Source organism: Mesorhizobium sp. YM1C-6-2, from assembly GCF_003666685.1.
Lineage (GTDB): Bacteria > Pseudomonadota > Alphaproteobacteria > Rhizobiales > Rhizobiaceae > Mesorhizobium_K.
In genome coordinates this window covers 37,637-63,677 of record NZ_RCIZ01000016.1, presented here as the reverse complement: position 1 = coordinate 63,677, position 26,041 = coordinate 37,637, and the positions used below count along the sequence as shown (strand labels likewise).

At 64.9% G+C, this 26,041-nt stretch carries 25 protein-coding genes and 1 pseudogene; 16 read left to right on the top strand and 10 right to left on the bottom strand.

Going from position 1 to position 26,041, the window contains the following annotated elements; translation table 11 throughout:
• From D8676_RS25095 to D8676_RS25075, 5 genes and pseudogenes are all read left to right on the top strand, one after another.
• Positions 1 to 159: pseudogene (locus D8676_RS25095) on the top strand (acyl-CoA dehydrogenase); the annotation flags it as partial.
• A gap of 41 nt (positions 160 to 200) precedes the next feature.
• Positions 201 to 1,190, top strand: a complete 990-nt coding sequence (locus tag D8676_RS25090) for an acetamidase/formamidase family protein (RefSeq protein ID WP_121583831.1) — start codon at positions 201 to 203, stop codon at positions 1,188 to 1,190.
• Between the two features lie 250 nt (positions 1,191 to 1,440).
• A complete protein-coding gene (locus tag D8676_RS25085) occupies positions 1,441 to 1,698 on the top strand; it encodes a DUF2188 domain-containing protein (protein ID WP_121583830.1) in 258 nt (85 codons plus the stop codon).
• A 61-nt stretch (positions 1,699 to 1,759) separates the two neighbouring features.
• Positions 1,760 to 1,948 (top strand): hypothetical protein, encoded by a 189-nt coding sequence (locus D8676_RS25080; protein WP_121583829.1) that lies wholly within the window; start codon positions 1,760 to 1,762, stop codon positions 1,946 to 1,948.
• Between the two features lie 248 nt (positions 1,949 to 2,196).
• A complete protein-coding gene (locus D8676_RS25075) occupies positions 2,197 to 2,466 on the top strand; it encodes a DUF768 domain-containing protein (RefSeq protein WP_121583828.1) in 270 nt (89 codons plus the stop codon).
• On the opposite strand, the gene D8676_RS25070 is transcribed toward D8676_RS25075, so the two are convergent.
• Positions 2,463 to 3,638, bottom strand: coding sequence for a cystathionine beta-lyase (locus tag D8676_RS25070; RefSeq protein WP_121583827.1), 1,176 nt, complete (start codon positions 3,636 to 3,638; stop codon positions 2,463 to 2,465). The genes D8676_RS25075 and D8676_RS25070 overlap by 4 nt on opposite strands.
• A 391-nt stretch (positions 3,639 to 4,029) precedes the next feature.
• On the opposite strand from D8676_RS25070, the gene D8676_RS25065 reads away from it, so the two are divergent.
• The 4 genes from D8676_RS25065 (at position 4,030) to D8676_RS25050 (ending at position 8,294) form a co-directional block, all read left to right on the top strand.
• Positions 4,030 to 5,058, top strand: a complete 1,029-nt coding sequence (locus D8676_RS25065; RefSeq protein WP_121583826.1) for an amino acid ABC transporter substrate-binding protein — start codon at positions 4,030 to 4,032, stop codon at positions 5,056 to 5,058.
• Between the two features lie 63 nt (positions 5,059 to 5,121).
• Entirely contained in the window at positions 5,122 to 6,312 is a 1,191-nt protein-coding gene (locus D8676_RS25060; RefSeq protein ID WP_121583825.1) for an amino acid ABC transporter permease, read from the top strand.
• A 3-nt stretch (positions 6,313 to 6,315) separates the two neighbouring features.
• The gene (locus D8676_RS25055) at positions 6,316 to 7,473 is read left to right on the top strand and encodes an amino acid ABC transporter permease (protein ID WP_121583824.1); all 1,158 of its coding nucleotides are present in this window, start codon (positions 6,316 to 6,318) and stop codon (positions 7,471 to 7,473) included.
• A 17-nt stretch (positions 7,474 to 7,490) separates the two neighbouring features.
• Complete coding sequence (locus tag D8676_RS25050; protein ID WP_121583823.1) at positions 7,491 to 8,294, top strand: amino acid ABC transporter ATP-binding protein; 804 nt, start codon at positions 7,491 to 7,493, stop codon at positions 8,292 to 8,294.
• Between the two features lie 43 nt (positions 8,295 to 8,337).
• Here the strand turns inward: D8676_RS25050 and D8676_RS25045 are convergent, their stop codons facing one another.
• Positions 8,338 to 9,561 carry an FAD-dependent monooxygenase gene (locus D8676_RS25045; protein WP_121583822.1) on the bottom strand — a complete coding sequence of 408 codons (1,224 nt, stop codon included), beginning with the start codon at positions 9,559 to 9,561 and terminating at the stop codon, positions 8,338 to 8,340.
• A 22-nt stretch (positions 9,562 to 9,583) separates the two neighbouring features.
• Entirely contained in the window at positions 9,584 to 9,829 is a 246-nt protein-coding gene (locus D8676_RS25040) for a zinc-finger domain-containing protein (protein WP_121583821.1), read from the bottom strand.
• A 163-nt stretch (positions 9,830 to 9,992) separates the two neighbouring features.
• On the opposite strand from D8676_RS25040, the gene D8676_RS25035 reads away from it, so the two are divergent.
• A complete protein-coding gene (locus tag D8676_RS25035) occupies positions 9,993 to 12,197 on the top strand; it encodes an RNA degradosome polyphosphate kinase (RefSeq protein WP_121583820.1) in 2,205 nt (734 codons plus the stop codon).
• Positions 12,194 to 13,705 (top strand): exopolyphosphatase, encoded by a 1,512-nt coding sequence (ppx, locus tag D8676_RS25030; protein ID WP_121583819.1) that lies wholly within the window; start codon positions 12,194 to 12,196, stop codon positions 13,703 to 13,705. The genes D8676_RS25035 and ppx overlap by 4 nt, the downstream gene beginning before the upstream one ends.
• A 10-nt stretch (positions 13,706 to 13,715) precedes the next feature.
• On the opposite strand, the gene D8676_RS25025 is transcribed toward ppx, so the two are convergent.
• The 6 genes from D8676_RS25025 to D8676_RS25000 form a co-directional block, all read right to left on the bottom strand.
• Entirely contained in the window at positions 13,716 to 14,117 is a 402-nt protein-coding gene (locus D8676_RS25025) for a DoxX family protein (protein WP_121583818.1), read from the bottom strand.
• A gap of 136 nt (positions 14,118 to 14,253) precedes the next feature.
• On the bottom strand, positions 14,254 to 14,673 hold the full coding sequence (locus D8676_RS25020) for a DoxX family protein (RefSeq protein WP_121583817.1): 420 nt from the start codon (positions 14,671 to 14,673) through the stop codon (positions 14,254 to 14,256).
• A 115-nt stretch (positions 14,674 to 14,788) separates the two neighbouring features.
• A complete protein-coding gene (fumC, locus tag D8676_RS25015; RefSeq protein WP_121583816.1) occupies positions 14,789 to 16,186 on the bottom strand; it encodes a class II fumarate hydratase in 1,398 nt (465 codons plus the stop codon).
• An 891-nt stretch (positions 16,187 to 17,077) separates the two neighbouring features.
• Positions 17,078 to 18,721: a chaperonin GroEL gene (groL, locus tag D8676_RS25010; RefSeq protein ID WP_121583815.1), complete on the bottom strand. Its 1,644-nt coding sequence runs from the start codon at positions 18,719 to 18,721 to the stop codon at positions 17,078 to 17,080.
• A 52-nt stretch (positions 18,722 to 18,773) separates the two neighbouring features.
• Positions 18,774 to 19,070, bottom strand: coding sequence for a co-chaperone GroES (gene groES, locus D8676_RS25005; protein ID WP_121583814.1), 297 nt, complete (start codon positions 19,068 to 19,070; stop codon positions 18,774 to 18,776).
• A 173-nt stretch (positions 19,071 to 19,243) separates the two neighbouring features.
• Positions 19,244 to 20,599 carry a S8 family serine peptidase gene (locus tag D8676_RS25000; RefSeq protein WP_245427149.1) on the bottom strand — a complete coding sequence of 452 codons (1,356 nt, stop codon included), beginning with the start codon at positions 20,597 to 20,599 and terminating at the stop codon, positions 19,244 to 19,246.
• A gap of 147 nt (positions 20,600 to 20,746) precedes the next feature.
• Between D8676_RS25000 and D8676_RS24995 the strand changes: the two genes are divergently transcribed.
• The 5 genes from D8676_RS24995 (at position 20,747) to D8676_RS24975 (ending at position 25,400) form a co-directional block, all read left to right on the top strand.
• Positions 20,747 to 21,280: an RNA polymerase sigma factor gene (locus tag D8676_RS24995; protein WP_121583841.1), complete on the top strand. Its 534-nt coding sequence runs from the start codon at positions 20,747 to 20,749 to the stop codon at positions 21,278 to 21,280.
• Positions 21,280 to 22,065: an anti-sigma factor gene (locus tag D8676_RS24990; protein ID WP_121583840.1), complete on the top strand. Its 786-nt coding sequence runs from the start codon at positions 21,280 to 21,282 to the stop codon at positions 22,063 to 22,065. The genes D8676_RS24995 and D8676_RS24990 overlap by 1 nt, the downstream gene beginning before the upstream one ends.
• Positions 22,066 to 22,155: 90 nt before the next feature.
• Positions 22,156 to 22,647, top strand: coding sequence for a MarR family transcriptional regulator (locus D8676_RS24985; protein ID WP_121583839.1), 492 nt, complete (start codon positions 22,156 to 22,158; stop codon positions 22,645 to 22,647).
• Positions 22,631 to 23,815: an HlyD family secretion protein gene (locus D8676_RS24980; protein ID WP_121583812.1), complete on the top strand. Its 1,185-nt coding sequence runs from the start codon at positions 22,631 to 22,633 to the stop codon at positions 23,813 to 23,815. The genes D8676_RS24985 and D8676_RS24980 overlap by 17 nt, the downstream gene beginning before the upstream one ends.
• 37 nt (positions 23,816 to 23,852) lie before the next feature.
• Positions 23,853 to 25,400, top strand: coding sequence for a DHA2 family efflux MFS transporter permease subunit (locus tag D8676_RS24975; protein WP_121583811.1), 1,548 nt, complete (start codon positions 23,853 to 23,855; stop codon positions 25,398 to 25,400).
• A 1-nt stretch (position 25,401) separates the two neighbouring features.
• On the opposite strand, the gene D8676_RS24970 is transcribed toward D8676_RS24975, so the two are convergent.
• Positions 25,402 to 26,034, bottom strand: coding sequence for a LysE family translocator (locus D8676_RS24970; protein WP_121583810.1), 633 nt, complete (start codon positions 26,032 to 26,034; stop codon positions 25,402 to 25,404).
• Positions 26,035 to 26,041 lie beyond the last annotated feature (7 nt).

The window sequence follows — 26,041 nt, the reverse complement described above, 5'->3', positions numbered from 1 at the left end:
CAGGCTCGCGACATGCATGGCGGCAACGGCATCCAGATCGAGTTCCACGTGATGCGCCACGCGCAGAACCTGGAGACCGTCAACACCTACGAGGGCACCCACGACGTCCATGCCCTCATCCTGGGACGCGCACAGACCGGCCTGCAGGCGTTCTTCTAGGCCTGAGCAGTCGAAATACATCCCCATGCGAGGAGCAAAAAATGACCTGGTTTGACAATTCGATCATGTCGCGGCGGGCAGAGGCGAAGGGTCTCGTGACCGAAACCTACAGCATGACCGAGGCGGATCAGGGCAAGTACCATTATGTCTATGGGCCGTACGCTTCGCCTGTCCTGACGGTCGATCCCGGCGCCCAGATCTCGGTCGAGACGCATGACGCCTTCGAAGGCAAGATCAAGGATGAAACCGACCTGCCCAGTCAGGTCCTCAATGTGCCTTACCTCAACCCCCAGAACGGGCCGATCTTCGTCAACGGGGCGGAGAAAGGCGACTGCCTGGCGGTCTATATCAAGGAAATACGCCCGCGCGGGCCGCAGCCGGTCGGCACCACCTGCCTGATCCCCGAGTTTGGCGGTCTGGTCGGCACCGGCGACACGGCTCTGCTCAATGCACCGCTGCCGGAGCGGGTCAAGAAGCTTCACGTGGATGCCGTGACCGGGGTGAAGTGGAACGACAAGATCACGATCCCCTATGAGCCGTTCATCGGGACGATCGGCACGTCTCCGGAGATCGAGGCCATCTCCTCCCTGCAGCCGGACTACTACGGCGGAAACATGGACTTGCCCGATGTCGCGCCCGGCGCGGTGATCTATCTGCCGGTGAATGCTCCGGGCGGCCTGCTTTACCTCGGCGACTGCCACGCAGCCCAGGGCGACGGCGAACTCTGCGGCGTCGCCGTCGAGCATCCGACCGTCACCACCATCCAGGTCGATCTGATCAAGGGCTGGAATTTCAAATGGGCGCGCCTGGAGAACGAGAACGTCATCATGACGATCGGGTCCAGCCGTCCGATGGAGGATGCGTCGCGCATCGCCTATCGCGAACTGGTGCGGTGGATGGCTGCCGACTATGGTTTCGAGGAACTCGACGCCTATATGCTGCTGACGCAGGTCGGCCGCGTGCGACTCGGCAACATGGTCGATCCGAAATATACGCTCGGCGCTTCGATCTCGAAGAAATTCCTGGCCTGATCGGGGGCTCTGCCGACCTCGTCGCGCAATGACTTCCCGACCGGCTGCTCCGAACGCCGTTGCCGTCAACGCTTGGCCGAAGCGGCTCATGCCGTCTCGGCCCATGACGTACCGGTATCTTGCTGAATTTTGTGAATAGTTCCGCTTCGAGGGCCTCAGCAGGTAGAAAGCCTGCTACCATCCGCGTCGGACAATGTGAGATGGTCGTCCCATGTGCAATCTGCTTTGCCGGGACATCGGGGGCTGATAGATGCAGCGCATGGCATATGTCGTCATGCCGGACGGCTCGGCCTGGAAGGTCAAGTGCAACGGCGTCGACTATCCGAACTACGCCACGCAGGACGAAGCCGTGGGCGCTGCCGTCCACGCCGCGTTCGAGGCCGGGAAACTCGGCTACGATGCGCTCGTGCTGGTCCAGGATTCGGAGGGCAGGGTGCAGGTCGAATGGAGCTACGGGCAGAAGCCCAAGGATCTTGGCGCGGACTGGAGAAGACGACACGCCGGTTGAGCCCGGGCTGTCGAATTGTTATCCATCCCCGCACGACAGGTCGAGGCACCGAGGAGATTCCATGCGACGACTTCTGTTTCCGACGGTGCTTCTTGCCACGTCCGTCCTGGCCGGTTGCGGCTATGGGCCGGGCTACGGCAACTCCGACCAGCCCATGATGAGCACCGGTGCGCCCTGCGGATTCCGCGCCGTCGATGCCGGCATCTGTCCGAAGGTCGGGTACAGAGTGCCGCCGGGAGAGAGTTATTAGGGGTTCAGGCGGCGATCAGATGCATGAACGGTTGTTCCCGCCGGCTACCCGCGCAGGCGTTGACACTGTTTCAAGCGGAATGGGCTTTTTTCCACGGAAAAGGCACCTATATGGATCGGGATTTCCCACAGCATTGGTCATCGCAGCGTCGCGAATAGGACGCCGGGCCGAGGCTTAGACGAAAGCATCCTTTTCAGGCCGGGGGCGTTGATGGCATTGCCAGCGCGGCTTCGGCAACAGAGGCAGAGATGACCGAGAAGGCAATCGAATTCCTCCAGGAATGGATCAACGAAAAGGTCCAGGCTCCTGAGACGCCGGCGCAGATCGACCGGGAGGCCGAAGTTCTGGCCAAGCAATGCGCCGCCCAGGCCGCCAGCGCCGGCGTGCCGCTCGAAGACATCGAGGAGGAAGTCGGCGATCTCGAAGAATTGATCGCGACCAAACTCGAGGACGCCGTCGAGGCCAAGAAGGACAACCCGGCCCGCCGACCCGAGCCGATTCGTCCTCGCGCCGGTTAGGCCCGGCGCCGGGCGGCCTCGAGGCCTTTCAGAAGATCGTCCTTGAGGTCTTCGACGTCTTCCAGACCAATCTGCAGCCGCACGAGAGGCCCCCCGTAGGGGCCTTTTGCAATGGTGCGGTCCTTAAGCGAGACCAGCGCCGCCAGGCTTTCATAGCCGCCCCAGGAATGACCCAATCCGAATATCCCTAGCGCATCGAGGAAGGCATGCGCGGTTTCCTGCCCGTCACCCTCGAGCGCGACCGAAAACAGGCCGCTCGCGCCGGAGAAATCGCGTTTCCAGATTGCATGGTCGGGATGGCTTTCGAGAGCGGGATAGAGAACTTGGGCTACCCCCTCCTGCTTTTCCAGCCAGCGTGTGATCTCCAGGGTGCTCTGCTGGTGCCGCTCCAGTCTCACGCCCATCGTGCGCAAGCCGCGCAACACCTGATAGACGTCGTCCGGTCCGGCCGAGCAGCCGAGCGTGTTGAAGGTTTCGAACAGCCTTTCCCAGCAGGCCGCGTTGGCCGAGACGGTGCCCAGCAGCACGTCGGAATGGCCGGCGGGATATTTGGTCGCCGCGTGGATGACGATGTCGATGCCGAAGTCGATCGCGCGGAAATAGAGCGCGGTGGCCCAGGTGTTGTCGAGCATCACCACCGCGCCGCCTTCGTGGGCGGCGGTCACGATGGCCGGGATGTCCTGCACCTCAAAAGTATTGGAGGCCGGAGATTCCGTGAACACGACTTTCGTATTGGGTCTCATCAGTCCGGCGATGCCAGCGCCGATGCGAGGATCGTAATATTCGACCTCCACGCCGAGGCGCTTCAGCATCGTGTCGGTGAAGTGGCGGGTGGGATAATAGACCGAATCGACCATCAGCAGGTGGTCGCCCGCGGACAGAAAGGCGAGCAGGGGTACGACCACTGCCATCAGCCCCGACGGGACCATGATCGTGCCGGCGGACCCTTCCATTTCGTCGATCGCCTTGCCAAGCGCGTCGGTCGTCGGGGTGCCGCGCGTGCCGTAGGTGTATTTCTGCTTTCGGGACGCCAGCGTGGCGGCATCCGGGAAAAGCACGGTGGAGGCATGCACCACGGGCGGATTTACAAAGCCGAAATAGTCGAGCGGGTCGTTGCCGCCATGCGCCAGCCGCGTGTTGACACCGGCGTTTTCCGGAATGCGTTTTGCCATTGCGATCCTCTTTCCAGTCATCCTGGCATAGGATGTGGTCAGGGCCGGCGCAACGACAGGACCCGGTGATTTACTGCGCCAGGCCGACGCGCGCTCAAATATTCTTGATCCGGCCGGTTTGCCGTTGCGTGTGCTCTAGGGGCGGCGCCGAAGAGCACAATTGACTGCCGTTGCGGTACCTCGGAGTGACGGTTTCCAAACTGGCGCAGGCGCAGTCATTCCGCTTGACCTCAATGGAATAATCGCCTTCGATGCGTGCTCTACACGGCGCGTGCGCAGCACTGCATCAATGGAATCGATGCGGTATCCCGGAAATGGGCCGGATGTCGGACGCAGTTCCGCGAGAACAAATAGTCTGGGATCAGACGACAAATATAAAGGGTTGAGGGTTATGAAAAATACGATGATTGGCATTATTGGGGCGGCGGCGTTCGGCGTGATGGCTTCGGCCGCTTCCGCCGCTACCCTCGATGACGTGAAGGCCAAGGGCTTTATCCAATGCGGCGTGAACACGGCTCTCGCCGGTTTCTCCGCGCCGGACGACAAGGGCGAGTGGACGGGCCTCGATGTCGACTTCTGCCGCGCCGTCGCGGCCGCCGTATTCGGCGACGGCACCAAGGTGAAGTTCACGCCGCTGAGCGCCAAGGACCGCTTCACCGCGCTGCAGTCGGGTGAGATCGACATCCTGTCGCGCAACACGACCTGGACGATCAACCGCGATACCGCGCTCGGCCTCAACTTCGCCGGCGTGACCTATTTCGACGGCCAGGGCTTCATGATCAACGCCAAGAAGCTGCCGGGCGTGAATTCCGCGCTCCAGCTCTCGGGCGCCTCGGTCTGCGTGCAGTCCGGCACCACGACGGAGCTGAACCTCGCCGACTACTTCAAGGCCAACAACCTCGAATACAACCCTGTGGTGTTCGAGAAGGTAGAGGAAGCCAACGCGGCCTATGATGCCGGCCGCTGCGACGCCTACACGACCGATCAGTCGGGCCTCTACGGCATCCGCCTGACGCTTGCCTCTCCGGGCGACCACGTCGTGCTGCCCGAGATCATTTCAAAAGAGCCGCTCGGTCCGGCCGTCCGCCAGGGCGACGACCAGTGGTTCGACATCGTGAAGTGGACCTACTTCGCGCTTCTGAACGCGGAGGAACTTGGCATCACCAAGGCTAACGTCGAGGAGATGAAAAACTCGCCGAATCCTGAAATCAAGCGCGTCCTCGGCGTCGAGGCCGAAAGCAAGATCGGCACCGACCTCGGCCTGACGAACGACTGGGTCGTCAACATCGTCAAGGCGACCGGCAACTACGGCGAGATATTCGAGAACAATGTCGGTTCCGGCAGCCCGCTCAAGATCTCGCGCGGCATCAACGCACTGTGGACCAAGGGAGGCCTGCAGTACGGCGTGCCGATCCGCTGATCCAGCTTAAGGCCGGGGCGTGCAACGCCCCGGCCTTTGAGCCTTGGAGAAGGGGGAAACTCTATGGCCGTGCAGCATGTCTCTCGAGCGCAAGAGCCGGCAAAGGCCTCGCTCCTTTATGACCCGAAGGTCCGCAGCATCTTTTTCCAGGTGGTGCTGCTTCTGTTGCTCATCGCCGGCGTGTGGTGGATCGTGGACAACACGATCGAGAACCTGCGTCGCTCCAACATATCGACCGGATTCGACTTCCTGCGCGGCCGCGCCGGGTTCGACATCTCGGATACGCCGATCCAGTACTCGTCGGACTCCACCTACGGGCGCGCGATCCTGGTCGGCTTCTGGAACACGATCATCGTGGCGGTCGCCGGCATCGTCACGGCGACGATCCTCGGCTTCATCATCGGTGTCGGCAGGCTGTCGCGAAACTGGCTGCTGCGAAAGATCGCGATGGTCTACGTCGAGACGTTCCGCAACATCCCGCCGCTGCTGGTCATCTTCTTCTGGTACCTGGGCGTCCTGGCGGTGCTTCCAGCGCCGCGCGACAGCATCGTCCTGCCTTTCGGCTCCTATCTGAACAGCCGCGGCTTCTATTTTCCGCGTTTCCTCTGGGGTGACGGAGCCTGGCTGATCGTCGCCGGCCTGGTCGTCGGCATCGGATTGACCTGGTTCGTCGCGCGCCGCGCCAAGGCCCGCCAGATGACGACCGGCCAGCGATTCCCGGTGTTCTGGACCGGACTGGCGCTGATCGTCGGCTTCCCGCTGCTCGGCTTCGCGCTTGCCGGTTTTCCGCTGACGCTCGATTTCCCCAAGGCAGGCACATTCAACCTGACCGGCGGTTTCAACGTGAAGCCGGAATTCCTGTCGCTTTACCTGGCGCTGTCCTTCTACACGGCAGCGTTCATCGCCGAGATCGTCCGCGCCGGCATTCTGGGCGTCAGCAAGGGCCAGAGCGAGGCCGCCGCTGCGCTCGGGCTAAGGCCGGGAACGGCGCTGCGGCTGGTGATCATCCCACAGGCGCTGCGCATCATCATCCCGCCGCTGACCAGCCAGTATCTCAACCTGACCAAGAATTCGTCACTCGCCGTGGCGATCGGCTACCCCGACCTCTACGCGATCGGCGGCACGATCCTCAACCAGACCGGCCAGGCGATCGAGATCGTCGTCATCTTCATGATCATCTATCTGAGCATCAGCCTGGTGACCTCGTTCTTCATGAACTGGTTCAATGCCAGAATGGCGCTGAAGGAGAGGTGACCCATGCAGGAACATGACATGTCATGGGTCCGCACCGAAATGGCGCTCGCCCAGCCGGCGCCCCGATCGGAGGCAGGACTGGGCTCTTGGGTACGCAAGAACCTGTTCGCGACGCCCATCGATTCCGTCCTCACGGTGCTTGGCCTGCTCTTCGCAACCTGGGCGCTCTCCCAGATCCTGGGCTGGGCGATCTTCAACGCGCAGTGGACGGGCACCGATCGCACCGCCTGCCTGACGGTCGACCAGGGAGGCGCGCTGCCATCCGGCTGGTCGGGCGCCTGCTGGGCGTTCGTCAACGCCAAGTTCGCTCAGTTCATGTTCGGGCGTTATCCGGTCGACGAGCGGTGGCGCGTGATCCTGACGGGGATCATCTTCGTCGCGCTGCTGGCGCCGCTGTTGATCCCGCGCGCGCCTTACAAGCGGCTCAACGCGATCCTGTTCTTCGCCGTCTTCCCGTTCATCGCGTTCTGGCTGCTGATCGGCGGCTTCCTAGGCCTGTCCTATGTGGAGACTCCGTTGTGGGGCGGGCTGCTGGTCACGCTGGTGCTCTCCTATGTCGGCATCGTCGTCTCGCTGCCTCTCGGCGTCCTGCTCGCGCTCGGCCGCCGCTCGAAGATGCCGGCGGTCAAGATGCTGTCGGTGATCTTCATCGAGACGGTGCGCGGCGTGCCGCTGGTGACCATCCTCTTTATGGCGAGCTTCATGCTGCCGCTCTTCGTGCCGCCGGGCATGACCTTCGACAAGTTCCTGCGTGCCCTGATCGGCGTCGCGCTCTTCGCCTCGGCCTATATGGCCGAAGTAGTGCGCGGCGGCCTGCAGGCGATTCCCAAGGGCCAGTACGAAGGCGCGGATTCGCTCGGCCTCGGCTATTGGCAGAAGATGGGCCTGATCATCATGCCGCAGGCGCTGAAGCTCGTCATTCCGGGCATCGTCAACACCTTCATCGGCATGTTCAAGGACACGACGCTGGTCCTGATCATCTCGATGTTTGACCTGCTCGGCATCGTCAAGCAGAACCTGGCGGACGCCAACTGGGCGACGCCGCAGACCGCCAGGACGGGACTCGTCTTCGCCGCGATCGTATTCTGGGTGTTCTGCTTCGGCATGTCGCGCTATTCGATGTTCATGGAACGCCGGCTCGATACCGGCCACACACGATAGGACAAGGGGTACGGTCTATGACCACGGAGAACGCTGTCAGCGCCGAAGAGATCAAGGTCGATGTCAAGAAGATGCACATCTCCGACACCGACGTCGCGATCGACATCGTCGGCATGTCGAAGTGGTACGGCGATTTCAACGTGCTGAAGGACATCAACCTGAAGGTCATGCGCGGAGAGCGCATCGTGATCTGCGGGCCGTCCGGCTCCGGCAAATCGACCATGATCCGCTGCATCAACAGGCTGGAGGAGCATCAGAAGGGGAAGATCGTCGTCGACGGCAAGGAACTCACAAACGATCTCAAGAAGATCGACGAGGTGAGGCGCGAGGTCGGCATGGTGTTCCAGCACTTCAACCTGTTTCCGCACCTGACCATCCTCGAAAATTGCACGCTGGCGCCGATCTGGGTGCGCAAGATGCCGAAGAAGGAAGCCGAGGAGATCGCCATGCATTTCCTCAAGCGTGTGAAGATTCCCGAGCAGGCGAACAAATATCCCGGCCAGCTGTCGGGCGGCCAACAGCAGCGCGTGGCGATCGCCCGCTCGCTCTGCATGAACCCGCGCATCATGCTGTTCGATGAGCCGACCTCGGCGCTCGACCCCGAGATGATCAAGGAAGTGCTGGAGACGATGGTCGGCCTGGCCGAGGAAGGCATGACCATGCTCTGCGTGACGCACGAGATGGGCTTTGCACGGAAGGTCGCCAATCGCGTGATCTTCATGGACGCCGGGCAGATCGTCGAGCAGAACACGCCGGTCGAGTTCTTCGACCATCCCAGGCACGAGCGGACGAAACTGTTCCTCAGCCAGATTCTGCACTGAAGCGGCGTTCGCCATCCGCCTTCGCTGGCGAGCGTCCGGCGGATCAGAGTTTCAGCGCAGGCGGCTTCCAGCCGTAAAGCCAGTCGAGACTCGTGGCGAGCTTCTCCGGCGTGCGCATGCGCAGGATGGCGTTGCGCGCCATGGCGACAGGCCCCGCCGCGTGCCAGGCCATGCGGTTGAAGGATCCGCGCCGTGTAACGTGCTCGACTCGCTTGCGCCGCTCCTTTTCCCATGCGGCCAGCGCCTCGGCGATGCTGCCCGGCTGCGCCAGGACATGGCCCGCGAGCGTCTCGGCGTCCTCGATCGCCATCGCCGCCCCCTGGGCGGCAAAGGGCGTCATGGCGTGCGCGGCGTCGCCGATCAGTGCGATCCCGCCCGGCGCGGTCCATGGGCCGGCGGGCGGCACGGTGTGGAGCGGCCAGACCAACCATTCGCCGGCATCGTCCGCAAGTTTCTGAAGGGCCGGCGCCGCTCGCCGCATGGCGTTCTTGAGGACCTTCGTGTCCATCCTGCCGGACCAGGTCTCGGCCATCGCATTGCCGCGGGTGAAGGCGGCGAGGTTGAGCGCGGCGCCGGCGCGAACCGGATAGGCGACCATATGGAAGCCCGGCGCGAGGAAGGCGGTGACCACTCCGCCGATGCCGATCCCGGCAAGCGAACTGCCGGCTGGGCTCTCGGCGCGGATGGTCCTGCGCCAGGCGACCTGGCCCGAGAAACGGCTTTTCGCCGCGCCGCCAACCAGCCGCCGCGTCTCCGACCAGACGCCGTCGGCGCCGATGAGCAGCATCCCCGTGATCTGGCTGATGCGGCCGGCGATCTCGACCGAGACCGCCACGCCGAGCGGATGCTGGGTCGCGTCGCGGACGGTCGCGCCGGTCACGAGTTCGATGCCGGGTTCGCGCGCAACATGCGCAAGCAGCGCGCTCTGGAGGTCGGCGCGATGGGCGGTGAGGTAGGGCGCCTTCCAGCGCCATTCGGCGGCCGCGCCAAGCTGCACGCGGCCAAGCTCGGCGAGGTTCGAGGCATCGCGAAGCACGACTGCGTCGGGCCGCACGGCGGCGGGGCGCAAGCCCGGCAGCACGCCCAGGCGATCGAGGATGCCCGTCGCATTCGGGGAAAGCTGGATCCCGGCGCCGACTTCGTCGAGCCGCGAGGCGCGTTCGAAGACGCGGACCGGATAACCGCGCACGGCAAAGGCCAGCGCTGCCGTCAGGCCGGCGATGCCGGCGCCGGCGATGACGATCTGCCGAGTCCGCGCCTCAGCCACAGTTACCCGCCCCCGTGTCGGCTCAGGCAGCGCGGTCGAGATAAAGGCAGTTTTCGGGGCGGGTCTCGTTAGCCTTCAGCGAAGGATCGTAGCGGTAAAGCGTCGAGCAGTAGGGGCAGACCTTCTCCTCGTCCGCTCCCATGTCGAGGAAGACGTGCGGATGGTCGAAGGGCGGGTTGGCGCCTACGCACATGAATTCCTTGACGCCGATTTCGATGGCGGCGTGGCCCGCATCGTTCTGGAAGTGGGGAATTGATCCGCCTGCCATGTCATGCTCCCTCGGCCTCTGTCGATAGGTTTGCTGCCAGCGTTTGTCGCATAACCGCTGCTTTTGCAAGCAGCATGAAATCAAACTGTCGCAAAAGCCTGTCAGGAGGTAGATTGCGCCGACAGTCGGCTACAAACAGGCAAAGCCAGGGACAAGGGACGATATGAGCGAGTTGAAGCCGGCTCAGGCAGAGTTCACGGCCGTTGCCACGGCCGATGGCGTCTCGGGAAATCCGGACCGCTTCGTCAACCGTGAGTTCTCCTGGCTCCAGTTCAATCGCCGCGTGCTCGAAGAGTCCCAGAACGCCAACCATCCGCTGCTGGGGCGGGTGCGTTTCCTGTCGATCTCGGCGGCCAATCTCGACGAGTTCTTCATGGTGCGCGTTGCCGGCCTTGCCGGTCAGGTGCGCGAAGGGATCGTGCTGCGCAGCCCCGACGGCCGCACGCCCGAGCAGCAGCTCGAACAGATACTCCTCGAAATCGGACGCCTGCAGGAAGACCAGCAGAGGTCGCTGTCCAACCTCTTCGTGCTCCTGCGCAAGGAGGGCATCCAGAGTATCTCCGCGGACCAGCTTTCCAAGGACGAGCTTACCTGGCTCGAGGAGCATTTCCTCGAACAGATATTCCCGGTCCTGACGCCGCTGTCGATCGACCCGGCACACCCGTTCCCGTTCATCCCGAATCTCGGCTTCTCGATCGCGCTCCAGTTGCGTCATCTGAAGGACGGCGAGGGCATGACGGCGCTGCTGCGCCTGCCTACTGCGTTGAGGCGCTTCATCAGGCTGCCCGACAACAAATCGGAAATCCGCTTCATCCCGATCGAGGAGACGGTGGGCCTGTTCATTGGCAAGCTGTTTCCGGGCTACGAGGTCAGGGGTTCGGGCACGTTCCGCATCATCCGTGACAGCGATATCGAGGTGGAGGAGGAATCCGAGGATCTCGTGCGGCTGTTCGAGACGGCGCTGAAGCGCCGGCGGCGCGGCTCCGTGATCCGCATCGAGTTCGACAGCCAGATGCCCGAGGAACTGCGGGACTTCGTGGCCGGCGAACTCGGCGTTGCCGGCAACCGCATCAGCGTGCTCACCGGACCGCTCGCGGTGAGCCAGATTGCCGAGATCGTGGCGATCCCGCGCGACGATCTGAAGTTCACGCCCTACAATCCACGCTTCCCCGAGCGCATCCGCGAACATGGCGGCGACTGCTTCGCCGCCATCCGCGAGAAGGACATCGTCGTCCATCATCCCTACGAGTCCTTCGACGTCGTGGTGCAGTTCCTGCGCCAGGCCGCCGCCGATCCGGAAGTCGTGGCGATCAAGCAGACCCTCTACCGCACATCCAACGACAGCCCGGTGGTGCGTGCGCTTGTCGACGCCGCCGAAGCCGGCAAGTCGGTGACGGCGCTGGTCGAGCTCAAGGCGCGTTTCGACGAGGAGGCGAACATCCGCTGGGCGCGCGATCTGGAGCGGGCTGGCGTGCAGGTCGTTTTCGGCTTCATTGAGCTGAAGACGCACGCCAAGATGTCGCTGGTCGTCCGCCGCGAGGACGGCAAGCTGCGCAATTACGTGCATCTCGGCACCGGCAACTATCACCCGATCACGGCGCGCATCTATACCGACCTGTCCTTCTTCACCACCGATCCGGCGATCGCGCGCGACGTGGCGCAGATCTTCAATTTCATCACCGGCTATGCCGAACCGACGACGACCATGCGGCTGGCGCTGTCGCCCTATACGCTGCGCAGTCGCATCCTCGGCCACGTCGCCGACGAGATCGAGCATGCAAAGGCCGGCAGGCCCGCCCGGATCTGGATGAAGATGAACTCGCTCGTCGACCCGACCGTGATCGACGCGCTCTACGATGCCAGCCGGGCGGGCGTCGAGATCGACCTCGTCGTGCGCGGCATATGCTGCCTGCGCCCGCAGGTGCCCGGCCTGTCGGAGAATATCCGCGTGAAGTCGATCATCGGGCGCTTCCTGGAGCACAGCCGAATCTACTGCTTCGGCAACGGCCACGGCCTGCCTTCCGACGAGGCGATCGTCTATATCGGCTCGGCCGACATGATGCCTCGCAATCTCGACCGGCGCGTCGAGACGCTGGTGCCGCTCACAAATCCGACCGTGCACGAGCAGGTTCTGGGCCAGATCATGCTCGGGAACATAATGGACAACCAGCAGAGTTTTGAAGTATTGCCCGATGGCACCTCGCGGCGGATCACGCTGGATGAGGGCGAGGAGCCGTTCAACGCGCAGGAATATTTCATGACGAATCCGAGCCTCTCCGGACGGGGTGACGCGCTGAAATCGCATGCACCCAAGCAGATTGCGCAGTTCAAGCGGCGTAAAAAGGCAAGCGCGTCCCAGGCCGGATGATTTCTCTTTCGCAAGGGCGGCTGCAGGACCGCAGGCCGCTCTCCGTCATCGACATCGGCTCCAACTCGATCCGTCTTGTCGTCTACGAGGGCATCGCGCGCTCGCCGACGGTTCTCTTCAATGAAAAGATGCTGGCGGGACTGGGCCGCGGCATTGTCTCGACCGGCAAGCTCGATCCGGAGGCGGTGACGCGCTCGATGCCGGAGTTCCAGCGCTTCCGGGCGCTTTCCGAGCAGGCTGGGGCCGACCGGCTTCACGTGATCGCCACCGCCGCCGCCCGCGAGGCGGAGAACGGCCCCGATTTCATCCACCGCGTCGAGGCGGTGCTGGGGACCGAGATCCGGATTCTCACCGGCCGCGAGGAGGCCTATTATTCCGCTCTCGGCGTGATTTCCGCCTTCCATCAGGCTGACGGCATCACCGGCGACCTCGGCGGCGGCAGCCTCGAACTCGTGGACGTCAAGGGCGAGGCGATTGGCGACGGGATCACGCTGCCGCTCGGCGGCCTGCGCCTGCAGGACATGGCGAAGAACTCGTTCGCGACGGCTGCCAAGATCGCGCGGGAGCAGATCGCCCGTGCCGAACTGCTGCATGCAGGCGAGGGCAGGCCGTTCTACGCGGTCGGCGGCACGTGGCGAAACCTCGCCCGGCTTCACATGAACACCACCAACTATCCGCTGGCGGTGATGCATCACTACGAGATGAACATCGCCGGTTCGATTCCCTTTCTGCAGAAGGTGGCCCGCGGCGATATCGACAAGATCAAGGGTATCGACGGCGTCTCCAAGGCGCGTCGCGGGCTGCTGCCCTACGGCGCGATCGTGCTGCTGGAAATCATCGCGGCGATGCAGCCCTCCAAGATCGCGGTCTCCGCGCTCGGCGTGCGCGAGGGCTTTCTCTATTCGCTGTTGTCGGAGGAGGAGCGGCGGACAGATCCGTTGATCTCTGCGGCGGAGGAACTGGCGCTGTTGCGCGCCCGCTCGGTGACGCATTCGCACGAGTTGGTCCGGTGGACCCGTGAGGCCCTGGAGGCCTTCGGCATCGTCGAGACCGTGGACGAGGGGCGCTACCGCCACGCCGCCTGCCTGCTCGCTGACATAGGCTGGCGCGCGCATCCCGAATACCGGGGCACGCAGTCGCTCAACATCATCGCGCATGCTTCCTTCATCGGTGTCGATCATCCGGGCCGGCTGTTCCTGGCGCTGGTCAACGCCTTCCGCAACGACGGCGTCTTCAACGACGCCATCGCGCCCGAACTGAAGGCGCTGGCGACGCCGCCCTATGTCGAGCGCGCTAGGCTGCTGGCGGCGATGATGCGGGTCGTCTACCTGCTGACCGCATCGATGCCGGGCGTCATGCCTAGGCTGAAGTGGGAAAAGCGCGACAATGGCGTCTTGGCGCTGGTGATTCCCTCCGACCTCGCCGGGCTCTACGGCGAGCGGCCGGTCGGCCGGCTGGCGCAACTCGCCAGGATCTCAGGGAAAAAGCTGGAACTCGCTGTCGGCTGAGTCGGGCGATTCAACCTCGCCGCCCGTCGATCGACCAGCCGCCGGCGCCTGCCGCGGCGAGCGCCAGCAGACCACCGGCAATCGCGAGATCCTTCATGAAGGCCTGCTGGTGCATGAAAGCGAGCGTCGGATCCTCGCCGCCCTGTCCGTAGTGGCCGATGAACGCCGCCGCGACGCAGAAGGCCGAGAGCAGCAGGGCGGCCACGCGGGTCTGGAAGCCGACCACGATCAGCACGCCTGCGGCAATCTCGAACAGACAGGTCGCCCATGTGAGGAAGGAAGGGGCGGGGAGGCCGAGCGAGGAAAAGTAAGAGATGGCTGCCGCGACGTCTCCGAGCACGGAGACGCCGGACGCGAGGAAGAGGTAGGCCAGAAGCAATCGCGCCGCCAGAAGCGCTGCATTGGTCGCCATGAACGCCTCGCTCGAAGAGCCCACCCATGATCGGTGGCGATCATAAGGGCTAACGACGGTGCGTGGATGAATTTTCCGTCGCAAACGAAAATAGCCCGGATCGCTCCGGGCTATTTTTCTCATATGAGCGTTGGCGTCAGCCGCGGCGTGCGTCGACCGACAGGGCGCCGGCGCCTGCGAAGGCGAGCACCAGCAGGCCGCCGACGACCGCGAAGTTCTTCTGGAATATGAGGAACTGCATCATGTCGGCGAAGTTGGTGTGCGCGATCAGCGTCGCGCCGATCGTGAAGAGCGCGAGCGCCAGCGCGGCGATGCGCGTCTGGAACCCGACCACGATGGCAAGGCCCGCGACCAGCTCGAGCAGGCCGACCAGGACAGCGACGATTGTCGGGGCCGGCAGGCCGATGCTGCCGAACCAGCCGGCGGTGCCGCCGATGTCGGTCAGCTTGCCGAAGCCGGCGAGCACGAACATGGCCGCAAGCAGGATACGGCCGATGAGGATGGCGACCGAAGCGCCGGAGGTTCCGGCCTGGCCGGCAGTTGCAGAAGTGGACATCTCAGTTCTCCGTTGAGGACGTGAATTGGTGTCGTCGATATATCCGAGCGCGCCTGTTCACAGAAGGTGCGCAATTCCCGGCACTTCGTTCACAAAGGAAGAACATTCCAATTTGTCAGCCAGGATGCGTCATGTCCTCCGGACGCACGATGCGGTCGTAGTCCTCGCCGGTGACGAGCCCGGTCTTCAACGCTTCCTCGCGCAGCGTCGTTCCGTTCTTGTGGGCGGTCTTGGCGATTTTGGCGGCATTGTCGTAGCCGATGGTCGGCGCGAGTGCGGTCACCAGCATCAGCGAGCGATTCAGGGCCTCGCGGATATTGTCTTCCCGCGCCTCGATGCCGACGACGCAGTTGTCGGTGAAGGAGACGGCGGCATCGGCCAGCAACTGGACCGACTGGAGGAAGTTATAGGCCATCAGCGGGTTGTAGACGTTGAGCTCGAAATGGCCCTGGCTGCCGGCGAAGGAGATCGAGGCGTTGTTGCCGAACACCTGGATGCAGACCTGGGTCAGCGCCTCGCACTGGGTCGGGTTGACCTTGCCGGGCATGATGGAGGAGCCGGGCTCGTTCTCGGGCAGGGCAAGTTCGCCGAGGCCCGAGCGCGGGCCGGAGCCAAGCAGGCGGATGTCGTTGGCGATCTTGAAGAGCGAGGCGGCGACCGTGTTGATGGCGCCGTGGCTGAACACCATCGCGTCATGCGCGGCGAGCGCCTCGAACTTGTTGGGCGCGGTGGTGAAAGGCAGGTGGGTGATGGCCGCGATCCTCTCGGCAACCTTCTCGGCGAAGCCGACGGGCGCGTTGAGGCCGGTGCCGACGGCGGTGCCGCCCTGCGCGAGCTGCATGAGCGCCGGCAGCGTCATCTCGATGCGGGCGATGCCGTTCTCGACCTGCTGCGTGTAGCCGGAGAACTCCTGGCCGAGCGTCAGCGGCGTGGCGTCCTGCGTGTGGGTGCGGCCGATCTTGATGATCTTGGACCAGGCCTGGGCCTTGTCGTTCAGCGCGTTGCGCAGCTTCGCGAGCGCGGGCAGCAGGCGGTGGTGGATTTCCTCCGCGCAGGCGATGTGCATGGCCGTCGGATAGGTGTCGTTCGACGACTGGCTCATGTTGACGTGGTCGTTGGGATGGACGGGCTTCTTCGAGCCCAGCTCGCCGCCGAGCATTTCGATGGCCCGGTTGGAGATGACCTCGTTGGCGTTCATGTTGGACTGGGTGCCGGAGCCGGTCTGCCAGACGACGAGCGGGAAATGCTCGTCGAGCTTGCCTTCGATGACCTCCTGGGCGGCCTTGACGATGGTGTCGCCGAGTGTCTTGTCGAGCTTGCCGAGGTCCATGTTGACCTCCGCCGCGGCCCGCTTGACGACGCCGAGCGCCCTGACGATCGAGGCCGGCTGCTTCTCCCAGCCGATCTTGAAATTGCCGAGCGAGCGCTGCGCCTGCGCGCCCCAGTAGCGGTCGGAGGCGACCTCGATCGGGCCAAAGGTGTCGGTCTCTGTTCTGAATGTCTCTTTGGCCACGTGCGGTCTCCGGATTGAAATGTCGGCAAGGGCCTATCCCGTTGGCGGCATGGCTTCAAGGGGCGGGAGAGCGTGGGGCAAAAGCAAATCGGTTCAAAGGGAAGCGCGCGTGCTTCCTCGTTGCCACGCCTGCTTTCGCATCTGGCCATTGTCTGGAAAGGTGGGAAGCGGGGCACGGGGCCTGGCCTCTCAAATTGTATTACGTGGCCGGTCTCCCGTGCCCCGCCGGCGTTCTTGCCCTACCTGGAGGGGACGCAGAATCGTTTCACCGCGCGACCTCGGTCAGGGCCCGGTCCTCGGGGCTCATCACCCAGCCGCGCCACCTCCGCGCGACCGAACCGGTACCGTCCCTGCCACGCTCGCCCGGTTCGCGACCCGCGTTCCCGCGCAGGAGATGCGAGGAAGTATCGCTCAGCCGGGAGCGGCGTGAGTGCAGTTGCGAAAAGATTCTTGCAGTGGGGGCTCCGTAGACGCCCGTGACTGTCCGGAAGCGAAGAGATTCCCGTGGCTTGGGGCGAAGGGCGCATAAAACAAAAAAGCCGCTAGTTGCGAATGGCGGTGGAGGTCTCTCCACGCCAACGCAAGCAACCTTCTCCGCATCTCCTGAATTCGTCCGCCTCGAACAATGGGAGGGCTGTCGAAAGGTTCCGCGTTGCGGCTGAGCGGACACAATCGGATGCGAGGGAGGCCAAAACGAAGAACGCCTCCCGCACCTGTTACAGTGCTGGAGGCGTCTTTTGTCCTCTAGCTGTCTCTTAAACTGCCTTTGGACAGCATGATAATGCGCAGCCGGCGAAAGGGTTCCACGGCCAACGAGATTTTTTCGGACGGGCAAAAGAAAAGGGCGGCATCGCTGCCGCCCTTCCGTAGTTCGTAGCCGGGTTGGCTGGATTAGAAATCCATGCCGCCCATGCCGCCCATGCCGCCGCCGGGCATAGCCGGCATCGGGGCGTCCTTCTTCGGAGCCTCGGCGATCATGGCCTCGGTGGTGACCAGCAGGCCGGCAACCGAAGCGGCGTCCTGCAGGGCGGTGCGAACGACCTTGACCGGGTCGACGATGCCCATGGCGATCATGTCGCCATACTCGCCGGTCTGGGCGTTGTAGCCGTAGGTCGCGCCCTTGTTCTCCAGGATCTTGCCGGCGACGATCGATGCTTCCGCACCGGCGTTGGCAGCGATCTGGCGAGCCGGAGCCTGCAGCGCGCGACGGACGATGGCGATGCCCGCGTCCTGGTCGGCGTTGGCGCCCGGCGACTTGAGCTGGGTGGAAGCGCGCAGAAGGGCGACGCCGCCGCCAGCCACGATGCCTTCTTCGACGGCAGCGCGGGTTGCGTTCAGCGCGTCGTCAACGCGGTCCTTCTTTTCCTTGACCTCGATCTCGGTCGCACCGCCGACGCGGATGACGGCAACGCCGCCAGCCAGCTTGGCGAGACGCTCCTGGAGCTTCTCGCGGTCGTAGTCGGAGGTGGTCTCTTCGATCTGCTGCTTGATCTGGGCGACGCGGCCCTGGATCTCGGCCTTCTTGCCGGCGCCGTCGACGATCGTGGTGTTCTCCTTCTCGATGCGCACGCGCTTGGCGCGGCCGAGCATGTTGAGACCAACGTTCTCGAGCTTGATGCCGAGGTCTTCGGAGATGACCTGGCCGCCGGTGAGGATCGCGATGTCCTCGAGCATCGCCTTGCGGCGATCACCGAAGCCCGGAGCCTTGACGGCAGCGATCTTCAGGCCGCCACGCAGCTTGTTGACGACGAGCGTGGCCAGAGCCTCGCCCTCGACGTCCTCGGAGATGATGAGGAGCGGCTTCGAGGTCTGCACGACGGCCTCGAGAACCGGCAGCATCGCCTGGAGGTTGGAGAGCTTCTTCTCGTGGAGGAGGATGTAGGCGTCCTCGAGCTCGGCAACCATCTTGTCCGGGTTGGTGATGAAGTACGGCGAGAGATAGCCGCGGTCGAACTGCATGCCTTCGACGACCTCGAGCTCGGTCTCGGCGGTCTTGGCTTCCTCGACCGTGATGACGCCCTCGTTGCCGACCTTCTGCATCGCCTCGGCGATCATCTTGCCGACCGACTCGTCGCCGTTGGCGGAGATGGTGCCGACCTGCGCGACCTCGTCGGAGGTCTTGATCTTCTTGGCGGCCTTGCCGAGCGCCGTGATGACGTCGTTGACGGCGAGGTCGATGCCGCGCTTCAGGTCCATCGGGTTCATGCCGGCGGCAACCGCCTTGTGGCCTTCCTGGACGATCGACTGGGCGAGAACGGTCGCGGTCGTGGTGCCGTCGCCGGCGATGTCGTTGGTCTTCGAAGCGACTTCGCGGACCAGCTGGGCGCCCATGTTCTCGAACTTGTCCTCAAGCTCGACTTCCTTGGCGACGGTGACGCCGTCCTTGGTGATGCGCGGGGCGCCGAACGACTTGTCGATGACGACGTTGCGGCCCTTGGGGCCGAGCGTGACCTTCACGGCGTCGGCGAGGATGTTGACGCCGCGCAGCATACGCTCGCGGGCGTCACGGGAGAATTTTACGTCTTTAGCAGCCATTGTGAGCTCCTGGGCTTAAGCCCTTGAATTCAGGTGAGAATGGTAGGTGGGATCAGCCGATGATGCCCATGATGTCGGATTCCTTCATGATCAGAAGGTCTTCGCCATCGAGCTTAACTTCGGTGCCCGACCACTTGCCGAACAGGACGCGGTCGCCCTTCTTGACGTCCAGCGGGACGAGCTTGCCGGCTTCGTCGCGGGCGCCCGAGCCGACGGCGACGATTTCGCCTTCCTGCGGCTTCTCCTTGGCGGTGTCGGGGATGATGATCCCGCCCTTGCTCTTCTCTTCGGATTCCACGCGGCGAACGACCACGCGGTCATGCAGCGGCCGGAATTTGGACTTTGCCATTTGGTTGTATCCTCGTGCGGATGTTGAGATTCCTCCGTCCGGGCTAGAGCCGGACTTCGTTAGCACTCGCCAATGAGGAGTGCTAACGCGGCGCTGAGATAGGCCTTGGGGGGTGCCTCTGTCAAGAATTGCGCGACAGGAAGGTCAAGAATTTCTTGGCGGAGGAAAGCCCGTCAGGTTTTCCCGGCGGCGGCCGCGCAGGCGGCGCGCGCATTGATCAGGCCCCAGCCGAAGACGGGGTCCTTGCCTGACACTCCGAGGTCTTCGGCGGAACGGGCGAGCGCGGAAAGAATGTCGGCCGTGGAGGCGTTGTCGCCGGCCGCCTTCAGCAAGGCCGCGGCTGCCGTGACGAAGGGCGCGGCGAACGAGGTGCCGGTCTTCGCCCGCGCGCCGGACACCGACGCCGCGGACCAGATATCGACGCCCGGGGCGGCGAGGTCGATATGGTCGCCGCGGCCGGCGCGGCGATAGACGCGCTTGGCGCGGTCGACTGCGGTGACGGCGATGACCTCGGCATAGGCGGCGGGGTAGGCCGGAGCCGCCTTCGGGCCGCCATTGCCGGCGGCGGCGACGATGACCATGCCCTCCGAGGAAAGCTCACGCACCAGCCGTTCGAGCAGGATGTTGGGCGGGCCGGCGAGGCTCATATTGGCGACCCTGACGCCGCGCCGGTCGAGCAGGTCGAGAGCGCGCAGGAGTTCGTAGACGCCGGAGCGGTCGTCGCGCCGGCCGCCTCTGTAGAAGGCATCGACGGCGATGATCCGCGCGCCCGGCAGGAGGCCGGGGGCGCGGCTGCCGGCGGCACCCACGAGGAGGGCAGCGACGGCGGTGCCGTGCTGCTTGCCTGACACGGGCAGGGCCGTGTCGGCGAGGCGGATCACCTCAACCTGCCCGCCTGCGAAGGCGGCGTGGTCGGGGTTGATGGCGGTGTCTATGAGGCCGATGGCGACGCTTCCGCCACAGCCGGCGGGCAAGCCCGTGCCGCCCGGCCAGTCGATCAGCTCGATCGAGGCGCAATGCGGACCCGAGCAGGCTTCGGCCTGTTCCGAGCGATAATAGTGCGAGAAGTCGGCGAGGGACTGCGGCGCGGCGGCGACGACGAGGTCGCGGGCGGCTTCGAGCCGGGTGTTCGGCGGGATGCGCAGGCGCAGCACCTCGCCACCGAATCCGCCGACTTCCGTGCGATCGAGGATGGTGAAGCCGTCGGCGAGAAGTGCGTCGAGCTGCGGCGCGGTCAGGCCGGCGGCGACGATCTCGTCCGGCGCCCGGTCGGGCAGGGGAGCGGGCGCGCGCACCGCGGGACGCTGCTGGCGGACGCGCGGACGATCGTCGTCGTCGTCATCATCGTCGAAGCCGAAAAAATCGTCGTCGTCGAAGTCATCGTCATCATCGTCGTCGGCGACGGCCGGCTGCGCGCCGAACTCGTCGAGCCACGCATGGCCGGTGGAAAAGGGATGGCCGGCGAGCGCCAGCGCCACCCAGACGGGCAGGAGCAGGCGCGGCTTCAGCAATGAGTTGACTATGCCCACGATTTCCTCACATTCCCGGCGTCGCCGGTTTCCACGGACGGCGGGCCGGCGTCAAGCGGCGGCCGCCCGGTGGGGAAACGCAGGCGCCGACGGTTTATTCCCGACCAGATGCGGATGGATTTCAAGCGCGATGGAAGCCAGGGCAGCATGACGGAGCGGGGCGTCGAGGACCAGCTCGTCGATTTCCTGCCGAACCTCAGGCGGTTCGCGATCTCGCTCTGCCGTTCGCGCGAGGTCGCAGACGACCTCGTCCAGACGGCCTGCGAACGGGCGCTGGCGAACGCCCAGAGCTTCCAGCCGGGCACGCGCTTCGACGCCTGGATGTTCCGCATCCTGAGGAACCTCTGGATCGACGAGGTGCGCAAGCGAAAGACGGCCGGACCGCAGGAGGACATCGACGCGCAGCCGGACCTCGTCGGCGTGTCGGGCGAGCGCGAAGCGGAGGCGCGGCTGACGCTGAAGAGCGTTGCCGAGGCGATCGACGGGCTTTCCGAGGACCAGCGCGAGGTGCTGCTCTTGGTTTGCGTGGAGGAGCTCTCCTACAAGGAGGCGGCCGAGGTGATCGGCGCGCCGATCGGCACGGTGATGAGCAGGCTGGCGCGGGCGCGCCGCAATCTCGCCGAGGCGGCCGGAATATCGGCGCCGCCGGAACGTTCTGCAGTCGTCAAGGGGGCTGGATGATGACCGACAGGACCTTTCCGGACGAGATGCTGATGCGGTTCGCGGACGGCGAGCTCGACGCCGACGAGATGGCCGTGATCGAGAAGGCCATGGAGGCCGACGACGATCTGGTCGCGCGGGTCGCCATGTTTATCGAGACCAAGGCCGAGGCGCAGGCGGCGCTGCGGCCGCTGCTCGAAGAGCCTGTGCCGGAGGCGCTGAAGGCGGCGGTCGAAGGCATGGTCGCAGCCAAGCGCGCGGAAGCGGCGAAGGTCGAGACGGCGCCGGCGACGGTGGTGCCGTTCGAGGCGCGCAAGCAGGCGAGGCCCGCGGTGCGCCGATGGACGCTGCCGCTCGCCGCCTCGATCGCGGCTGTCGTCGGCGGTCTGGCGGGCTACTGGGCGGCAGGCGAGGGCGGGCCGCAGCCGGGCCGGCTGTCCGTGGCGGGCGTCGTCGATTCCACGATCGGCGGAGCGCTGGGAAGCGTCGCCGCGGGAGAGGAAGTCACGCTGGCGGCCGGCGACCGCTTCCGCGCCATCGCCACGTTCCGCGATGATGCCGACAATGTCTGCCGCGAGTTCGAGCTCGATTCGGCCGGGCGCTCGACGGTCATTGCCGTCGCCTGCAATGCGGCCGGCGAATGGCGCATCAGCTTTGCGGTCTCTGCGCCCGGCGATGCCGGCGGCTACGCACCGGCATCCTCGACCGAGGCGCTCGACGCCTACCTGTCGGCGATCGAGGCCGGCGAGCCGCTGTCGGCCGAGGAAGAGGCGGCGGCGCTGGCCGGGTTGCCAAAGACCCGTTAGCCGAACCGGTTTGCCGCAGCGCATCAATTTTTCTTGGACCAGCGACGGCTGCTTCTTGTTTGGTAAGCATGCTTATAATATATGCCGCTCATGGTTACGGACGGCATAGACAGGCTGGGATTTCTGATCCACGACGCCGCGAGGCTGCTGCGCAAGCGCTTCGAGGCGAAGGGCAGCGCCTACGGCCTTTCGGCGGCGCAATGGCGCCTGCTCGTCCGCCTGGTGAAGGAAGAGGGTGTCGCGCAGGCACGGCTCGCCGAACTCCTGGAAATCGAGCCGATCAGCGTATCGCGGCTGCTCGACCGGATGGAGGAGGGCGGCTGGATCGAACGCCGCCAGGACGCCAGCGACCGCCGCGTTCGGATGATCTTCCCGACCGACAAGAGCCGCGAGGCTTTCGCCGCCATCAAGAGCGTGGCGGGCGAGGTCTACGACCTGGCTCTGGCCGGCCTCACCGAGAGCGAGAAGCTGACCCTGGTCAAGGGTCTGAACACAATCATCGGAAACCTGTCCGACGGCGAGCCGCCGACAGCCGACCAAACAAATACCGAAAAAGGCTTGCAGCATGAACGCCGTGGCTAAGATCAAGGACGAAGGCGCCGCCGAGATCGAGCTGGAAAATCCAGCCGCCGCGCCAACCGACAAGTCGGCGCCGCTAACAGTGGCCGCCGAGACCGTGGCGCCTGCGCCCGCTCGCGCCAAGCCGAAGCGCGGCCGCCGCACGCTGCTCATGCTCGCGGTGCCGCTCGCGCTTGCCACCGGCGGTAGCTATGTCTGGCTGACCAGCGGCCGCTACCAGGAGACGGAGAACGCCAATCTCCGCCAGGCAAGGGTGACCGTGTCCGCGGAGGCCGCGGGCCGCATCGTCGAGGTCGATATTGCCGACAACGCGGCGGTGAAGGCCGGCGACAAGCTGTTCGTGGTCGATCCGGAACCCTATCGCATCGCGCTGGCCCAGGCCGACGCATCGCTTGCGGCCGCCCGGCTGAACGTCGACCAGCTTCGCGCCGCCTACGGCCAGGCCGTGGCGCAGGAGCGCGTCGCCGCAAGCGAGGTGACCTACCTCAAGTCGCAATACGACCGCGCCGCCGATCTGACCAAGAAGGGCATCAACGCACAGTCCGCGCTCGACGAGGCGCAGCGCGACCTGCAGCGCGCCGAGGAACAGCACAGGGCGTCCCTCCAGGGCATAGAGAGCGCGCGCGCCGCACTTGGCGGCGACCCGAACATCCAGACCAACGAGCATCCGAGCGTGCTTGCCGCGCAATCGGCGCGCGACAAGGCGGCCTTCGATCTCGCCCAGACGACGGTGTATGCGCCGTCCGACGGCGTCATCAGCCAGGCGTCCTCGTTCAAGATCGGCCAGTACGTCACCGTGGGCACGCCGCTTTTCAGCCTGGTCGAGACCAGCGACACCTGGGTCGAGGCGAACTTCAAGGAGACGCAGCTCACCCACATGACGCCCGGCCAGTCGGCGGAGGTCGTGCTCGACACCTATCCGGGCGTCTCCTTCCACGCGACGGTCGAGAGCATCGGCGCCGGCACGGGTGCGGAGTTCTCGCTGCTGCCGGCGCAGAACGCCACCGGCAACTGGGTGAAGGTGACGCAGCGCATCCCGGTGCGGCTGCGGCTCGATACGAAGGGCGTTGATGTGCCGGTACGGACCGGCATGAGCGCGACGGTCGAGGTCGACACCAAGGTTTCGCACAGCTTCGCCGGCCTGTTCGGCACCGCGAACGCCGCCGAATAGAAGGCAAGCCCGGCGGGCTTCCCCGAAAGACAAACCCATGTTCGAAGTCAGGGCGATCGACCCTCACAACGTGCCGCATCGCGGGCTGATCACCATTGCGATCATGCTCGCGACGATCATGCAGGTGCTCGATACGACAATCGCCAACGTCGCCCTGCCGACGATGACGGGCGACCTCGGCGCGTCCCCTGACACGATCAACTGGGTGCTGACCTCCTACATCGTCGCGGCGGCGATCATGACGCCGGTGACGGGCTGGCTCTCCGACCGTTTCGGCCGCAAGGAACTGTTCCTGACGAGCGTCGTCGGCTTCACCGTGATGTCCATGCTCTGCGGCGCGTCGTGGAGCCTGGAAAGCATGGTTGCCTTCCGCGTGCTTCAGGGCGTTTTCGGCGCCGCGATCGTGCCGCTGTCGCAGACCTTCCTGCTCGACATCAACCCAAAGGAGCGCCACGGCTCGGCCATGGCGCTGTGGGGCGCCGGAATCATGGTCGGGCCGATCATCGGGCCGACCCTCGGCGGCTGGCTGACCGAAAGCTTCAACTGGCGCTGGGTGTTCTTCATCAACCTGCCGGTCGGCATCCTCGCGCTCGTCGGCATGCTGATCTACCTGCCTGCCATCGGCAAGCGGCTGCGCGGGTTCGATTTCTTCGGCTTCGCCATGCTGTCGCTCGGCGTCGGCGCGCTCCAATTGATGCTCGACCGCGGCGCTGAGGTCGACTGGTTCTCGGCCGCCGAGATCTGGATCGAATTCGGCCTGGCGTTGACCGGCTTCTGGGTGTTCATCGTCCATACGCTGACGGCGGAACACCCCTTCATCGATCCGAAGATCTTCATCGACCGCAATTTCGCGACGGGACTGGTGTTCATCTTCGTCATCGGCATCATCCTGCTGGCGAGCCTGGCGCTGCTGCCGCCGATGCTGTCGCGCATCTTCGACTACCCGACCATCACGACCGGCGTCATCATGGCGCCGCGCGGGGTCGGCACGATGGTGTCGATGATCGTCGTCGGACGCATCATCCACCGGGTCGACCCGCGCTACCTGGTCGTGCTCGGCCTCTGCCTGACGGCCTATTCGCTCTATGTGATGACCGGCTTCACGCCCCAGATGGACAGCTATTTGATCATCGAGACGGGCATCGTGCAGGGCCTGGGGCTGGGGCTGGTGTTCGTGCCGCTGTCGACGGTGGCCTTCGCGACGCTGGAGCCGCGCTTCAGGACCGATGCGGCGAGCCTGTTCAGCCTGGTGCGCAACCTCGGCTCGTCGATCGGCATCTCGATCGTGACGGTGGTGCTTTCGCGCAACATCCAGATCAACCACGCCGAACTCGGCGCGGCGATGACGCCGTTCAACCAGAACCTGATCGAAGCCTCGCCGGCCGCCGCTGCCGGCGATCCCGCGGCGCTGATGAAGATCGACGGGCTGGTGAACATCCAGGCGCTGATGATCTCCTATGTGGACGACTTCAAGCTGATGATGATCGTCACGCTCTGCGCTCTGCCGCTGGTGTTCCTGCTAAGGAAGCCGGCGCCGGCGAGGGCGGCCGGAGGCGAAGCCGCCCCTGCCGCGCACATGGACTGAACTAGCGCTGCGCCTCGGTCGCCATTCGCAGCGCGAGGCCCGCCAGGACCGTTCCCATCAGCCAGCGCTGAACCAGAATCCAGAACGGGCGGCCGGCGAGGAAGGCGGCAATCGAGCCGGCCATGACGGCGATGATCGCGTTGACGGTGACGCTGATCGTGATCTGGACTCCGCCGAGCGCAAGCAACTGGGTGAGGACGGCGCCCCGTTCGGGATCGACGAACTGCGGCAGCAGCGACAGGTACATGACCGCCACCTTCGGATTGAGAAGGTTGGTCATCAGCCCCATCATGAACAGCTTGCGCGGGCTGTCGGGCGCGAGCCGGCGGACCTGGAAGGGCGAGCGGCCGCCGGGCCGCAGCGCCTGCCAGGCCAGCCACAGCAGATAGAGCGCGCCGCAGATGCGCAGCACGTCGTAGGCATAGGGCACGGCGAAGACCAGGGCGGTGACGCCGAAGGCGGCGCAGAGGATATAGAAGACGAAGCCGAGCGCCACGCCGCCGAGCGAGATCAGGCCTGCGGCGGGACCTTGCGAAAGCGAGCGCGAGATCAGGTAGATCATGTTCGGGCCGGGCGTCAGCACCATGCCGAGTGCGATCAGCCCGAAGGCGGCAAGCGTCGAGATTTCAGGCATGGCGGCT

Excerpts from the sequence above, each read along its gene's own strand:
- D8676_RS25090 (WP_121583831.1), top strand. The coding sequence starts at position 201 with ATGACCTGGTTTGACAATTCGATCATGTCGCGGCGGGCAGAGGCGAAG.
- D8676_RS25085 (WP_121583830.1), top strand. The coding sequence starts at position 1,441 with ATGCAGCGCATGGCATATGTCGTCATGCCGGACGGCTCGGCCTGGAAG.
- D8676_RS25080 (WP_121583829.1), top strand. The coding sequence starts at position 1,760 with ATGCGACGACTTCTGTTTCCGACGGTGCTTCTTGCCACGTCCGTCCTG.
- D8676_RS25075 (WP_121583828.1), top strand. The coding sequence starts at position 2,197 with ATGACCGAGAAGGCAATCGAATTCCTCCAGGAATGGATCAACGAAAAG.
- D8676_RS25070 (WP_121583827.1), bottom strand. The coding sequence starts at position 3,638 with ATGGCAAAACGCATTCCGGAAAACGCCGGTGTCAACACGCGGCTGGCG.
- D8676_RS25065 (WP_121583826.1), top strand. The coding sequence starts at position 4,030 with ATGAAAAATACGATGATTGGCATTATTGGGGCGGCGGCGTTCGGCGTG.
- D8676_RS25060 (WP_121583825.1), top strand. The coding sequence starts at position 5,122 with ATGGCCGTGCAGCATGTCTCTCGAGCGCAAGAGCCGGCAAAGGCCTCG.
- D8676_RS25055 (WP_121583824.1), top strand. The coding sequence starts at position 6,316 with ATGCAGGAACATGACATGTCATGGGTCCGCACCGAAATGGCGCTCGCC.
- D8676_RS25050 (WP_121583823.1), top strand. The coding sequence starts at position 7,491 with ATGACCACGGAGAACGCTGTCAGCGCCGAAGAGATCAAGGTCGATGTC.
- D8676_RS25040 (WP_121583821.1), bottom strand. The coding sequence starts at position 9,829 with ATGGCAGGCGGATCAATTCCCCACTTCCAGAACGATGCGGGCCACGCC.
- D8676_RS25035 (WP_121583820.1), top strand. The coding sequence starts at position 9,993 with ATGAGCGAGTTGAAGCCGGCTCAGGCAGAGTTCACGGCCGTTGCCACG.
- ppx (WP_121583819.1), top strand. The coding sequence starts at position 12,194 with ATGATTTCTCTTTCGCAAGGGCGGCTGCAGGACCGCAGGCCGCTCTCC.
- D8676_RS25025 (WP_121583818.1), bottom strand. The coding sequence starts at position 14,117 with ATGGCGACCAATGCAGCGCTTCTGGCGGCGCGATTGCTTCTGGCCTAC.
- D8676_RS25020 (WP_121583817.1), bottom strand. The coding sequence starts at position 14,673 with ATGTCCACTTCTGCAACTGCCGGCCAGGCCGGAACCTCCGGCGCTTCG.
- groL (WP_121583815.1), bottom strand. The coding sequence starts at position 18,721 with ATGGCTGCTAAAGACGTAAAATTCTCCCGTGACGCCCGCGAGCGTATG.
- groES (WP_121583814.1), bottom strand. The coding sequence starts at position 19,070 with ATGGCAAAGTCCAAATTCCGGCCGCTGCATGACCGCGTGGTCGTTCGC.
- D8676_RS24995 (WP_121583841.1), top strand. The coding sequence starts at position 20,747 with ATGACGGAGCGGGGCGTCGAGGACCAGCTCGTCGATTTCCTGCCGAAC.
- D8676_RS24990 (WP_121583840.1), top strand. The coding sequence starts at position 21,280 with ATGACCGACAGGACCTTTCCGGACGAGATGCTGATGCGGTTCGCGGAC.
- D8676_RS24985 (WP_121583839.1), top strand. The coding sequence starts at position 22,156 with ATGGTTACGGACGGCATAGACAGGCTGGGATTTCTGATCCACGACGCC.
- D8676_RS24980 (WP_121583812.1), top strand. The coding sequence starts at position 22,631 with ATGAACGCCGTGGCTAAGATCAAGGACGAAGGCGCCGCCGAGATCGAG.
- D8676_RS24975 (WP_121583811.1), top strand. The coding sequence starts at position 23,853 with ATGTTCGAAGTCAGGGCGATCGACCCTCACAACGTGCCGCATCGCGGG.
- D8676_RS24970 (WP_121583810.1), bottom strand. The coding sequence starts at position 26,034 with ATGCCTGAAATCTCGACGCTTGCCGCCTTCGGGCTGATCGCACTCGGC.